This window comes from Novosphingobium rhizosphaerae (assembly GCF_050920675.1).
In the GTDB taxonomy this organism is placed as follows: domain Bacteria; phylum Pseudomonadota; class Alphaproteobacteria; order Sphingomonadales; family Sphingomonadaceae; genus Novosphingobium; species Novosphingobium rhizosphaerae.
The window spans coordinates 2,596,337-2,609,896 of sequence record NZ_CP137861.1 but is presented as its reverse complement, the minus strand read 5'-3'; the positions used below and the strand labels follow the sequence as shown (position 1 = coordinate 2,609,896).

Here is a 13,560-nt window from a genome sequence, read left to right as displayed (position 1 = left end):
CTTGCGTTAGGCTTCGCACCACCCCCAACCCCCTCCTCTAAAGAGGAGGGGGCTTTTGTTTCAGCTCGTTAGCTCCCCCTCCTCTTTAGGTGAGGGGGTTGGGGGGTGGTGGAACCCTCAAGCCAACGCCGCTGCAAACCCCCGCAAATCGGCTGCGAACCGCGCTTCCTCCGCCTCGCGCGCGGCGCCATCCAGGCGCAGCAGGTAGCTGGGGTGGCAGGTCAGCCAGATTTCTGCCCCGTCCTGCCGGGCCAGCAACCCGCGTTCGCGTTGCACGCTGGCGGTGCGGCCGATGAGGGCGCGGGCAGCGCTGGCGCCCAGGGCCAGGATCAGGCGCGGCGCAACCAGGTCACGCTCGCGGTCCAGCCACCAACGGCAGGTGTCGATTTCGCCGGCTGTCGGCGTCTGGTGCAGGCGCCGTTTGCCGGTGGGTTCATGCTTGAAATGCTTCACCGCGTTGGTCAGCCAGCCCTGCGCCGGATCGATGCCCGCCTGCTGAAGCTGCGCGCGCAGGACTTGCCCGGCCGGGCCCACGAACGGGCGCCCTTCGCGTTCCTCGTTGTCGCCCGGCTGCTCCCCCACAATCATGAAGGCCCGGCGGCGGGTGCCTTCGCCCGGCACCGCGCGGGTGCCGTTGCAACCGATGGCGCACTGGCGGCACGCCGCAATGCCATCGGCAAGACCGGCCAGGCTTTCGGGCGCCGGCCCGAAAGCCTGGCGGCCCAGATCGACCATCGCCGCCTCGCGCGCCTGGGCACCGGCGATCAGATCGGGGATCAGGGCCGCTTCGGGCATGTTCTTCCAATACTTGCGCGGCATCTCCTTGAGCATGGCGCCCACTTTCAGCCGCGCCGGATTGAAGATGTTAGCGTAATAGGTGCGCCACAGCTCTTCCAGCGGGTCGCCACCGGGCGCGTCGAGCCGCGTGGCCGGTGGCCCTTCTTCCAGTACCGAACCGTTCCAGTGCAGCGAACCGTCCGGCGTCAGGATCGACCAGCGCATCGTGCCGAAGCGGCGCACGAAAAAGCCGGCATTGGCGCGCAGGATGTGATGGTCCGGCTCGAACCAGGCGACGAAGCGTTCGGCATCGCCTGGCCCATCGCCCACCCCGCGAAAGCGCAGGAAGGCGCGCATCTTGTGAATGTCGCGGCGCACCGGGCGCGCCAGCTGGTCCAGGCGCCGCACCAGCGGATCGGCCGCGTCCTGCGCCGCGCGGGGCCGATCCTGCAAGCGCCAGAGCAGGCGATAGGCCAGGTCGAACCGCTGCGGCGCGCGATGCAACAGGGCCATGCGCACCAGACCAAGGAACGCCTTGCTGGCCCGCACCGGCGCTGCGCCTGGGCACGGTGGCGGGATCGGCGCGGGGCCTTGCGCAAACAGGTCACCCGTGCCCTGCCCCGGCTCTTCCCACACCACGTCGTCTGGCGCCACGCCGGCCAGGATCAGGCTGCGCGCCGCATCGCGCCAGGCCTCGGTATCGTCAGGGGCAGGCAGGCACACGCGCAAGGGTCATGCCCCGAACAGTTCGAGCTGCTGGGCCTTGGGCGGCGCCAGGCGGCTGCGCAGGTCGGCCCGGTCGACCAGCAGGGTGGGCCGCCAATCGGCGGTGACGATGAACGGACGCACCTTGGCCAGCGAAACGGTGAGCCGGCCCACGTCTTCCAGGCGCAGCCGGCGCTGGCGGCGGGCGGCCAGCAGCGCATTGACCGCGCGCACGCCCAGCCCCGGCACGCGCAGCAGCGCCTCGCGCCCGGCGCGGTTTACATCCACCGGGAAAGACTCGCGAAAACGCAGCGCCCAGGCCAGCTTAGGATCGATATCGAGCGGCAGCATGCCGTCTGCCCCGGCGGCCTGCTGCACTTCGTGCGGGGCATAGCCATAGAAACGCATCAGCCAGTCGGATTGATAGAGCCGATGTTCGCGCATCAAGGGCGGGCGCTGCAGCGGCAACACGGCGCTGGCGTCAGGGATCGGGCTGAACGCTGAATAATAGACGCGGCGCAGGCGAAAGCGGCTGTAGAGCGTGGCCGAGCGGCCGACGATATCAGCGTCGCTGGCCTGGTCCGCGCCCACGATCATCTGCGTGGATTGCCCGGCGGGGGCAAAGCGCGGCGCGTGGCGGAACCGCTTGCGCGCGTCCTTGGCTTCCACGATCGCGCTGCCGATATGCGCCATCGCCCCTTCGATCACCGGAGTGGACTTGTCGGGCGCCAGCCGCGCCAGGCCCGCCTGGGTGGGCAATTCGACGTTGATCGAGACGCGATCGGCATAGAGCCCCGCGCGGGCGACCAGTTCGGCATCGGCCTCGGGAATCGTCTTCAAGTGGATATAGCCGCGAAACTCGTGCTCTTCGCGCAGGATCCGCGCCGCCTCGATCAACTGCTCCATCGTATGGTTGGATGATCGCACGATGCCCGAGGACAGGAACAGCCCCTCGATATAGTTGCGGCGATAGAATGCGATGGTCAGGTCAGCCACTTCCTGCGGGGTGAACCGCGCCCGACGCACGTTGGAACTCTTGCGATTGACGCAATAGTGGCAATCGAAAATGCAGTGGTTGGTCAGCAGGATCTTGAGCAGCGAGATGCACCGGCCATCGGGCGCATAGGCATGGCAGATGCCCATCCCCTCGGTCGAGCCCAGGCCCTTGCCGCCCGCGCTGTTGCGCTTGGCCGTGCCCGAAGATGCGCAACTGGCATCGTATTTGGCGGCATCGGCCAGGATGCCCAGACGTTCCATCACCGTAGGTTGCGACATTTGTTCCTTATACGTTCCATATCGCGCCGGCGCCAGCGGCATTTTGGGCAATGGGTTGGAACGGACCGGGCCTCGCGCCGGTTATAGGCGCGGAGGGGGAAGACTTTTTGCGGAGTTTTCCGACAATGCCCATGATCGAAACGCGCGACGGCACCCGGCTCTATGTCAAGTCGTGGGGCCAAGGCCCTGCGGTGGTGTTGATCCATGGCTGGCCGCTCAATTCGGACAGCTGGGACCCCGTCATGCATGCCCTGGCCCAGGCCGGGTATCGTGCCATTGCTTATGACCGGCGCGGGTTCGGCCGGTCGGACCAGCCCGGCCACGGCTATGATTACAATACCTTTGCCGATGACCTGGCCGATGTTCTGGAAGCGACCGAAGCACGGCCGGGGGCTGCGCTGGTGGGCTTTTCCATGGGTGGCGGCGAAATCGCCCGTTATCTCTCGCGCCATGGCGCCGATGGCATCAACCGGGTGGCGCTGGTTTCCTCGGTCGTGCCCTACATGGCCAAGACCGACGACAATCCCGAAGGCGTGCCGGCGGAAACCTTTGCCGAAATGACTGATGGCATGCTGACCGACCGTGCCAAGTTCATGGCCCAGTTTCTCAAGGATTTCTATGGCGTTGGGCTACTGACCCAGCCGGTGAGCGACGAACAGCTCAAGCTTTCGTGGAACCACACCATGCAAGCGGGCCTGCTGCCCACCCTCGCTGCGGCCAATGCCTTTGCCACTACCGATTTCCGGGGTGACCTGCCCAGCTTCACCGTGCCCACCCTGGTCATCCATGGCACGTCGGACAAGACCGTGCCGATCGAAGCGACCGGGCGCGCCGTGGCCCGTGCGGTGCCCCATGCCACGTTGCTGGAATATTCCGGCGCGCCGCACGGCGTGTTTGCCACGGCCACCGATCGCCTGATCGCTGATCTCATCGATTTCCTGGCTGGCAAGCGGCCAGAGGATCGCGAGGCCGTGATCGACGCATTGCCGGCGGCAATGCTCGCCAACCCGATGATGTAAAACGCCCTTGAGCAGGAGAGAATTGATGCATTACGACCAAGGCAATCCCACCGAACTCAAGGAAAAGTTCTGGAAGGCACTGGACCATTCGCCTTTTGTCATGCTGCAACTGGATGCCGATCCGGAAAGCGCGGCTCCGATGACGGCGCAGTTGGACAAGCACGCCAACCACGCGATCTGGTTCTTCACCACGCGCGACAATCGCTTTGCCGCGCAAGGCGGGGCAACGGCAACTTATGCCGCCAAGGGGCACGACCTGTTCGCCCGCTTTTCCGGCGCGCTGACCGAGGAAACCGATCGCACCGTGCTGGAACAGCATTGGAGCAAGACGGTCGAATCCTGGTATCCCCAGGGCAAGACGGACCCCAACCTGCTGTTCCTGCGCATGGACTTGGGCGAAGCGGCGATCTGGTCGGGCGAAGTCGGCGTCGTCGGCGTCGTCAAGATGGCGCTGGGCCTGCCGATCGGTGACAGCCTCAAGGGCGGCTATGCCGAAACCGGCCTTTAAATAGAACGAAACCGTTCCAATAAGCGAAGGCCGCCGCTTCCCTTGGGGAAACGGCGGCCTTTTGCTGTTTGACAGGCAGAATGTCAGTCGATCGGCGGCACCGAGCTGGGCGGCAGATCGGCATCGGCCTCGTGCACTTCGGTGAGGCCGCGGCCCACATGGCTGCGGTTGCGGCTATAGGCGTAGTAGACGACCAAGCCGATCGCGGCCCAGCCCACGAAGAGCTGGATCGTGGCGGCGGAAAGGCTGCCGAACAGATAGAGGCAGCCCAGGATCGAGATGGGTGCAACCACGGTCACGGCCGGGGTGCGGAACGGGCGCTTGCGCGACGGGTCGGTACGGCGCAGCACGAGCACGGCGATCGACACGGCCGCAAAAGCAAACAGCGTGCCCGAGTTCGACACGTCGGCCAGCAGGCCCACCGGGAAGAACGCGGCAAACAGCGCCACGAACACGCCCGTAATCAGCGTGATCACGTGCGGCGTGTGGAAGCGCGGGTGCACCTTGGAAAAGAATTCCGGGAGCAGGCCGTCGCGGCTCATCACGAAGAAGATGCGGGTCTGGCCGAACATCATCATGAGAATGACCGAGGGCAGCGCAAGGATGGCGGCAAGGCCGACCAGCCAGCCCACCATCGGATGGCCAACCGAACGCAGCGTCCACGCCAAGGCTTCCTTGGAGCAGACCACCGCATTGTCGGCAATGGCCTTGCACGCCTGCGAAAGATCGTGCGAGCCGGGCGAAAGAGCTTCGTGGCCCGGACCGAACACCGGCTGCGCGCCAACCGTGCCGATCACGCCGGCCGCCACCAGCATGTAGAACACGGTACAGATCGCCAGGCTGCCGATCAGGCCGATCGGCATGTTGCGCTGGGGATTCTTGGTTTCTTCCGCAGCCGTCGAAACCGCGTCAAACCCCACGTAGGCAAAGAAGATCGACGCGGCCGCGCCCGAGATGCCGGTGAAGCCGAGCGGCGCGAACGGTTCGAAATTGCCGGCCTTGAGCATCGGGATGGTCAGGACGATGAACAGCGACAAGGCGACGATCTTGATCGCCACGAGCACCGCGTTGACCGTGGCGCTTTCCTTGGTGCCCAGCACCAGCAGCCCAGTGATCACCGCCGCGATGGCCATGGCCGGCAGGTTGATCAACCCGCCATCGAACGGCCCGCGCACGAATTCCAGGGGCACGGTTATATGCAGGCTGTTCTGGACAAAGCCGATCATATAGCCCGACCAACCGACGGACACGGCCCCGGCGGCAATCGCGTATTCCAGGATCAGCGCCCAGCCCACCATCCAGGCGACGAGTTCGCCCATGACGGCATAGCTGTAGGTATAGGCAGATCCCGAAACCGGCACCATGGCTGCCATTTCGGCGTAACACAGCGCGGCTACGGCGCAGACGAAGCCGGCGATGATGAAGCTGATCATCATGCCCGGCCCGGCCTTTTGCGCGGCTTCGGCCGTGAGCACGAAAATGCCGGTGCCGATCACGGCGCCGACGCCCAGCATGGTCAGTTGGAAGGCACCGAGCGAGCGGTGCAGCGATTTCTTTTCGGCTGTCGCCAGAATAGCGTCGAGTGGTTTGACGCGTCCAAACATTGAAATCTCCCGCCTTGGACCGGTGCGGCGGGAACCCCCACGCCAAGACGTTGCACCGGTAACCAGGTCATGGGCCGCAACGCTAGCGGCAACCCCTGCCTTGTCAAAGAGGCTTTTTTCATCTCGTGCCGGCAAGAGGCCCGCCCTTGCGGGTTTTTCCCCATGCTATAGAGGCGAGCGCCTTACCTGACCGGCTTTTTCGGGGAAATGGCAGCCATGTCCACGACGTTTCAGCTCGATACCGCGACCAGCCGCGCGCATCCTACGCCCGCGCCGATGAAGCGGCTTTCGGTGCCCACCATCCGCCAGCGCAAGGCCGATGGGCACACGGCACAGCCGATCGTGATGCTGACCGCCTATACCGCGCGCCAGGCGCAACTGCTCGACGCGCATTGCGACCTGCTGCTGGTGGGGGATTCGCTGGGCCAGGTGATCTATGGCCTGCCATCGAGCGTGCCGGTGACGCTGGACATGATGGCGGCCCACGGCGCGGCGGTGGTGCGCGGCTCGTATCACGCGGTGGTCATCGTGGACATGCCGTTCGGCAGCTATGAAGCCTCGCCAGCCCAAGCGTTCGAGGCGGCAGCGCGCCTGCTCAAGGACACCGGCTGCGCCGGAGTGAAACTGGAAGGCGGCGCGGCCATGGCCGAGACGGTCGCGTTCCTCACCGCGCGCGGCATTCCGGTGATGGGCCATGTCGGGCTGACCCCGCAGGCGGTCAACGTGCTGGGCGGCTATGGCGCGCGCGGCCGTAGCCAGGCCGAAGCCGACAAGATCCTGGCCGATGCGCGCGCCCTGGCCGATGCGGGCGCCTTTGCCATCGTGGCCGAAGGGGTGGTGGAGCCACTGGCGATCGCAATTACGCAGGCCGTTCCCTGCCCGGTGATCGGCATCGGTGGATCGGCGCAGTGCGACGGGCAGGTTCTGGTGACCGAAGACATGCTGGGCATGTTCGAGCGCGTGCCGCGCTTCGTGAAACGCTATGCCGAAGTGGCGACGACGATCGAGGAAGCGGCTGCCCGCTATGCCCAGGAAGTGCGGGCCCGTGCGTTTCCGGGCGTTGAGCAGACCTATCAGCCCAAGTGAGGGTTGCATTTGGCGGCGGGGAGCGTCCACAAGCTGGGCCCGAACGGGGCGAGGGTTTGCCCCCTTCCTCTGAAAACGAGGGGGAGTTGAACCTCATAGCACCTGATCGCGCGCCCTTAGCGCCTGGGCCATCGCCTGGGCTTCCGCCTGGCGCCCCCCGCCCGCCCAGGCCGTGGCGAGCAGGCGCATGGCGGTGAGGCTGGCGGGGTTTTGCACCAGGTAGCGCGCGGTCATGGCGTCGGCGTCCCGGCCGCGCCCGGCCGCGCGCAGGGCGGCGTCCATGCGGCGCAGGACGGGTTCGTTGAAACGGATGGCGGCGGCGTTTTCGTATTGCGTCAGCGCGCCGCGGGCGTCGCCTGCCATCATGCGCGTGTCGCCCGCCAGAAGCCAGGCTTCGGCCGCGCCGGGATTGGCGGCGCGCAGGCGGTCTGCCACGTCACGAGCCTGGTCGAACTGCCGGGCGGCGAGCAGGCCGCGCGCATAGGGAACGGCCAGCACGGCGAAGTTGGGCCCGTCCTGATAGCGCAGGGCGAGCGCCCCGAGCGGCAAGTCGGGCGGAATGGCAACAAATGGGCGCGACTTTGCCTCTGGCGCCAGCAAGCCCTGCGCGCGGCGCGGCTGGCCCAGCCTTTGCCAGGCACGCGCCACCAACGCCTGGAGATAGGGCGGCGCGAAAGGCTGGCGCGCCACGCCGTCCCAGCGCCATGCCACCTGGCGCACATCGCCTTCGCGCGCGATCGCGCGGGCCAGCAACTGCTGGGCCTGGAGATTATCGGGTTGCAGCCGCACCAGCCGCGCCAGCAGGCCTGACGCGACGCTGAAATTGCCGGCGCGGAATTCCAGCACGCCGCCCAGGAGCATGGCGGCGGGCATGTCGCGCAGCGCAGTGCCGGTGCGTTGCAGAATGCTGCGGGCCAGATCGGTCTGCCCGGCGCGCGCGGCGATCACCGCCTGGAAATAGAGCGCGCGAACATTGCCGGGATCGACCTCGGCCAGCTTGCGCACCACCACCAGCATGGCGCGGGCCTGGCCCATGTCGCCCAGCGTGGCGGCATATTCGGCCAGCAGATCGGGATCCTGGGGCCGAATCGCCAGGCCCTGTTCGAACCACGGTAGCGCGGCGCGCAGCCCGAACTGTTCGCGCACCAGCATGCCGCGCAGCACCAGGGCGTGGGGGTTCTGCGGCGCCAGCGCGACGGCGCGCGTGGCGGCTTCCACCGCCTGGGCCTGTTCCCCGCCGGCAAAGCGCAGGCGGGCGATCGACACCCACAGGTCCGCGTCGGCCGGGGCCAGGCGCAAGGCCTGGTCGAAAGCCTTGCCAGCGTCGGGCAAGCGCCCATCGGCCAGGGCCAATTCGCCGCGCATGCGCCAACCCAGAGCCGCCGTATCGGGCGTGAAGGCAGCGCCGCCATCAAGCAGGAGATGGGCATCCCCCCGCGCCCCGCGCGCCAGCAGCGCGGCGGCCAGATCGGCACGCAGGGCATCGGCCGGGGCGCCATGGCGCAGGGCCTCGCGCAGGGCCACTTCGGCAGAGATCGGGTCACGCCGCGCCAGGGCCGCGCGCGCCTTGGCCCGCACGGCATCGAGCGGGGGTCCATCGGCCACCGCCTGCCCCACCGGCACCAGCGCCAGCAGCAGCCCGAGCAGGGGCGCTAGCAAGGCGCGGGCGCGATCACCCATGCATGTCATACTGCTTGAGCAGGTCATAGAGCGTGGGCCGGCTGATGCCGAGCAGGCGCGCCGTGCTGGAAATGTTGCCCTCGCTGCGCGCCAGGGCATGGCGGATCGCCTTGCGATCGGCTGCCTCGCGCACGGCCTTGAGATTGAGCGGATTGTCTGCCGCCGCATCGGGATTGGGCAGATCGAGATCGGCGGCCGCCACCAGCTTGCCGTCGGCCATGATCACCGCGCGCTTCACCCGGTTTTCCAGTTCGCGCACGTTGCCCGGCCAGCCCCAGCCATCGATGGCAGCCAGGGCATCGGGGGCAAAGCCCTTGACCGCCGGGTTCATCTGCGCCGCAAAACGGGTGAGAAACGCCTTGGCCAGCAAAGTGGCATCGCCTGGCCGCTGCGCCAGGCCAGGGATCTTCACCACGATTTCGGCGAGGCGATACCACAGGTCTTCGCGAAAGCGCCCGTCGGCGATCATCGCTTCCAGGTTCTGGTGCGTGGCACAGACGATGCGCGTGTCCACCGCGATGGAGCGCCGCCCGCCAATCCGCTCGATCGTGCGTTCCTGCAGGAAGCGCAGCAGCTTGACCTGGAGCTGGAGCGGAATGTCGCCCACTTCATCGAGGAACAGCGTACCGCCACTGGCCTGCTCGATCTTGCCCTCGGTGGTCTTGACCGCGCCGGTGAAGGCGCCCTTCTCGTGGCCGAACAGCTCGCTTTCCAGCAGGTTTTCCGGGATCGCGGCGCAGTTGATCGCCACGAACGCACCGCTGGCCCGGCCCGACGCCTCGTGCAAACCGCGCGCCAGCAATTCCTTGCCAGTGCCGCTGGCGCCCAACAGCATGACCGAGACATTGGTGTTGGCCACCCGTTCGATCGTGCGGGCCACTTTCACCATTTCCGGCGCGGCCGTGATCATGTTGCCCAGCACGCGGTTATCGGCCGGGGCGCGGGTGGCGAGCGTGCGGTTTTCCGCCTCGATCCGGTGCAGGTGCAGCGCGCGGCGCACGATCAGGCCCAGCGCATCGATATCCACCGGCTTGGGATAGAAGTCATAGGCGCCTTGCGCCACGGCACGCAGCGCGGATTCGCGCGCGCCATGGCCCGATGCGACGATGACCTTGGTATCGGGCTTGATCGCCATGATCGCATCCAGCACGGCAAACCCCTCGCTCACACCGTCGGGATCGGGCGGCAGGCCCAGATCCAGCGTGACGACCGCCGGCTCCTCGGCGCGCAGCAACGTGAGCGCAGTGGCGCGATCACCGGCGATGAACACCTCGAAATCCTCGTAGGCCCATTTGAGCTGGGCCTGAAGCCCCGGATCGTCTTCCACGATAAGCAGCTTGGGGCGGGAATCGGTCATCATGCAATGTCCTGCTGGGAATCCGGGTTAGACAGGGCGGCGGTGCTGGCCAGCGGCAGGCGCACGGAAAAGCGGCTGCCCAGCCCTTCGCGGCTTTCCACATCGAGCCGGCCGCGCATCGCGCGGACCAGTTCGCGCGCTTCGAACGCGCCGATGCCAAAGCCGCCCGGCTTGGTGGAAACGAATGGCTTGAACAGGCCATTGCGCACGAATTCGGCGCTCATCCCGCTGCCGGTGTCGATCACGTCGATGCAGCCGTGCAGGCCTTCGCTGCGCACCTGCATCACCACGGTGCGCGCGGGCGGGCTGGCATCGACGGCATTCTGCACGAGATGGGCCAGAACCTGGTCCAGCGTTTCGCGATGGGCCATGATCACGCAAGGATCGGCCTCTACCAGCGCCACGTGGGCGTGGCCGGCCACCTGGGGCCAGCGCGCGGCCAGCGCCTGCGCCACGGCCCCGGCATCGACCGGGGAAAGCTGCTCGACATTGCCCGCGCCATAGCGCGAAAGGCGGGCCAGCAGGGCATTGAGCTTGTCGGCCGAATTGCTCAGCGTGACGAGCATGTCCTTGCGGAATTCGGGATTGTCGGCATGGCGCTGCGCGTTGCGCGCCAGCAGGCCAAGCTGGCTCGCCAGGTTCTTGATATCGTGCATCACGAAGGCGATGCGGCGGTTGAATTCATCGAACCGGCTGGCTTCGAGCAGGGCAAGCTGCCCGTTGCTTTCGGCGATATAGCTGGCGAGCTGGTGGCCGACCACGCGCAGCAGATCGAAATCCTCCCAATCGAGCTTGCGCGCCACGGCCGGGCGACCCAGCACGACAAGGCCAACCAGCCGATCGAAGTGGAGCAGCGGGACGAGCGCCCAGATCGACTCTTCGGCGATCATCCACGCCGGGGTGACGGCGGCCTCCCCCTGGTGGTCGATCCCGCCGCGCACTTCGTCGAGATCGACGATGAAGCCACCGCGTTCGAAAAAGGCCGCGCCGGCCGCGTCCATCGCTTGCGCCGGCACATCGAGCGTGGCCCATTGCCAGCGGGCAGCCAGGACCAGCTCGCCACCGTCGGCCGGCACCAGCAGCGCGCCGCGCGCACTGTCGGTGATATCGGCCACGGCCTGGACCACGCGGGCGTGCAAGGGCACGGCATCGGCGCCGCCATCGGCGCCCACCCGCGCGCCGCCGCGCCCGATGGTGTTGGTAAACCGCAGCCATTCGGCGCGATAGTCATAGCGGTGCTGGAAAAAGTGCTTGGACACCATCACGTTGAGCCAGCTGCGCAGCCGTCCCGAGGGCATCAGCGCCAGCACCAGCACCGTGGTGGCAAAGACAAAGCCCAGTTGCGTGAGCATGGTGGCATTGCCCCCTGCCCAGGCAACGGACTGCGCCACGCCCACCATGACCAGCATGTACCCACCGATCACCAGCAGCGAGAGCGACTGGAACGCCACCGCGCGCGAGGGGGAAAAACGCCCCGTTGCGCGCTCTCGCGCCGCGCCGGTGGCCAGCAGCACCACGCCGAGCAGCGCCGCGAGCGCACGCAGGGCGACGAGTTCGGCCGGCGTGCCGCGCACCAGATAGGCGATGGTGTAGAAATTGAGATCGTAGCCCCAGATCAGGGCCAGCGCCGCGCAGGTCCACCGCACAGCCGCGCGCTGGGCGGTCATGGCCCCAGCATAAAGATTGTGCACCAGGACCAGCGCGCCGGTGATGACCAGCAGGCGCAGCATGACCGAAATCTGGAAGATCATCGCCACGGCCGGCGCAACCATGCGGAATCGCCAGTCGAGCACCATCAGCGCCAGTTGCAGCAGTTCCACCACGGCCAGCACCACCAGCACCGGGCGCACCGGCGCAACCGATTCGTGCCGCCCGTCGCGCGCGAACAGGGCATAGATCACCAGCAGCCAGGCCAGGTTGCGTGCCACGTCGGCCATCAACGCCAGCGGATCGCCCGGGGCGAGCGCAGCCTGGAGCAGCGCCCAGACGGCACTGACCAGCACGGCCCCCACGGCGGCGCGGCTGACCGGCTTGCCCCGCCGCTGCCGTTCCACCTGCCACATGCCCAGCACCAGCGCGCCGAACGCCGCCAGCACGAAGACCCATTGGCCCAGCCCTATCCATCCCACCGGGGCGAGCATCGTGCGCAGCCCCTCAGCGCGCACCTTCGTGCCACAGCACCACGCGCAGGGTCTGCAGCAGGATCAGCAGGTCGAGGAAGGGGGTGTAGTTCTTGGCGTAATAGAGATCGTATTCCAGCTTGTGCCGCGCATCTTCGATCGAGGCGCCGTAAGGATAGTTGATCTGCGCCCACCCGGTGATGCCCGGCTTCACCATGTGCCGCTCGGCATAATAGGGCAGGTGCTCTTCCAGGTCGGACACGAATTCGGGCCGTTCGGGACGCGGGCCCACGAAGCTCATCTGGCCCTTGAGCACAGTCCAGGTCTGGGGCAGTTCGTCGATGCGCAGCTTGCGGATCAGGCGGCCGATGCGGGTAACGCGCGGGTCGTTCTTGGCGGCCCATTGCGCGCCATCCACTTCGGCATCGGTGCGCATGGAGCGCAGCTTGATGAGATTGAACGTCTCGCCATAAAGACCCACGCGGGTCTGCCGAAAGAACGCCGGGCCCTTGCTGTCGAGCTTTACCAGGATCGCGAACAGCACGATGATCGGAGCGGTGAGCACCAGCAGAATCACGCTGGCGCAGATATCGAACGCCCGCTTGATCGCGCCCGACAGCATCCGGCCAGAGGAAAATCCGTCGGAAAAGATCAGCCAGCTGGGATTGACCGTATCGAGATCGACGCGGCCGGTCTCGCGCTCCACGAAAGTGGAGAAATCATTCACGTGGACGCCGGTGGTCTTGATCCGCAGGAGGTCCTTGAGCGGCAGGGCGTTGCGCCGCTCCTCCAGCGCCAGGACCACTTCGCTCACCCCCAGGTTTTCGACAAAGCGGGTGAGATTGGGCAATGCGTCACGGCTGATCGCCTCTTCCACCACGGGGGGCTGGCCGCTCATCGCCACATAGCCAACGATGACGAAGCCGGATTCGGGCCGCTCGCCCAGCTTGCGCAGCCGGTCGGCGCGGTTGCCGGCGCCCAGCACCAGCACGCGGCGGCGAAACGCGGCGGTGCCCAGAAACCCGCCCAGCACCAGGCGCACGCCCACCAGCAGCACCAGCGAGATGACCATGGCGTAGAACAGGTTGGAGCGCCACAGCGTGCGCCCCGGGATGAGGAAATAGACGACCGATAGCGCGATGATCCCAAGGCTGACGGCCACCATCAGCCGCGCCGTGGCATAGCGCATCGAGCGCAGCGCATCGGAGCCATAGACGCCCACCGAAACCATCGCGGTATGCACCAGCACGGCAAAGGTGAGCAGCGGCATGACCCGGTCGGCCGGGCTGCCCACATCGATGCCGATCTGGTGCGCACGCACCATCCAGCCCAGTTCACCCGCCAGGATCAGCAGCCAGAAATCGATCATTCCCAGCAGGAAAACGGCATTGGGGATATAGTGTTTGAACAGGCGGATCATCAGGCCAAG

10 protein-coding genes are annotated in these 13,560 nt (G+C 66.9%); 3 read left to right on the top strand and 7 right to left on the bottom strand.

Going from position 1 to position 13,560, the window contains the following annotated elements:
- Window positions 1-117 precede the first annotated feature (117 nt).
- On the bottom strand, window positions 118-1,500 hold the full coding sequence (locus R9J51_RS11925; RefSeq protein WP_432787414.1) for a UdgX family uracil-DNA binding protein: 1,383 nt from the start codon (window positions 1,498-1,500) through the stop codon (window positions 118-120).
- A 9-nt stretch (window positions 1,501-1,509) separates the two neighbouring features.
- Window positions 1,510-2,757 (bottom strand): putative DNA modification/repair radical SAM protein, encoded by a 1,248-nt coding sequence (locus R9J51_RS11920; RefSeq protein WP_169474257.1) that lies wholly within the window; start codon window positions 2,755-2,757, stop codon window positions 1,510-1,512.
- Window positions 2,758-2,882: 125 nt separating this feature from the next.
- Between R9J51_RS11920 and R9J51_RS11915 the strand changes: the two genes are divergently transcribed.
- Both R9J51_RS11915 and R9J51_RS11910 read left to right on the top strand, forming a co-directional pair.
- On the top strand, window positions 2,883-3,776 hold the full coding sequence (locus R9J51_RS11915; RefSeq protein ID WP_168554659.1) for an alpha/beta fold hydrolase: 894 nt from the start codon (window positions 2,883-2,885) through the stop codon (window positions 3,774-3,776).
- Window positions 3,777-3,801: 25 nt separating this feature from the next.
- Window positions 3,802-4,284 (top strand): pyridoxamine 5'-phosphate oxidase family protein, encoded by a 483-nt coding sequence (locus R9J51_RS11910; protein WP_179504564.1) that lies wholly within the window; start codon window positions 3,802-3,804, stop codon window positions 4,282-4,284.
- A gap of 83 nt (window positions 4,285-4,367) precedes the next feature.
- Here R9J51_RS11910 and R9J51_RS11905 read toward each other — a convergent pair whose 3' ends face one another.
- A complete protein-coding gene (locus R9J51_RS11905; RefSeq protein ID WP_168554657.1) occupies window positions 4,368-5,888 on the bottom strand; it encodes an amino acid permease in 1,521 nt (506 codons plus the stop codon).
- Between the two features lie 216 nt (window positions 5,889-6,104).
- On the opposite strand from R9J51_RS11905, the gene panB reads away from it, so the two are divergent.
- Window positions 6,105-6,974 (top strand): 3-methyl-2-oxobutanoate hydroxymethyltransferase, encoded by an 870-nt coding sequence (panB, locus tag R9J51_RS11900; RefSeq protein ID WP_179504563.1) that lies wholly within the window; start codon window positions 6,105-6,107, stop codon window positions 6,972-6,974.
- A 93-nt stretch (window positions 6,975-7,067) separates the two neighbouring features.
- Here the strand turns inward: panB and R9J51_RS11895 are convergent, their stop codons facing one another.
- The 4 genes from R9J51_RS11895 to R9J51_RS11880 are packed head-to-tail and all read right to left on the bottom strand — an operon-like array spanning window position 7,068 to window position 13,551.
- Window positions 7,068-8,654 (bottom strand): tetratricopeptide repeat protein, encoded by a 1,587-nt coding sequence (locus R9J51_RS11895; protein WP_179504562.1) that lies wholly within the window; start codon window positions 8,652-8,654, stop codon window positions 7,068-7,070.
- Window positions 8,647-10,011 (bottom strand): PEP-CTERM-box response regulator transcription factor, encoded by a 1,365-nt coding sequence (gene prsR / locus R9J51_RS11890; RefSeq protein ID WP_168555487.1) that lies wholly within the window; start codon window positions 10,009-10,011, stop codon window positions 8,647-8,649. Before prsR ends, R9J51_RS11895 begins: the two co-directional genes overlap by 8 nt.
- Window positions 10,011-12,176, bottom strand: a complete 2,166-nt coding sequence (gene prsK, locus R9J51_RS11885) for an XrtA/PEP-CTERM system histidine kinase PrsK (protein ID WP_432787413.1) — start codon at window positions 12,174-12,176, stop codon at window positions 10,011-10,013. The genes prsR and prsK overlap by 1 nt, the downstream gene beginning before the upstream one ends.
- Entirely contained in the window at window positions 12,166-13,551 is a 1,386-nt protein-coding gene (locus tag R9J51_RS11880) for a TIGR03013 family XrtA/PEP-CTERM system glycosyltransferase (RefSeq protein ID WP_179504560.1), read from the bottom strand. The genes prsK and R9J51_RS11880 overlap by 11 nt, the downstream gene beginning before the upstream one ends.
- Between the last annotated feature and the right edge of the window lie 9 nt (window positions 13,552-13,560).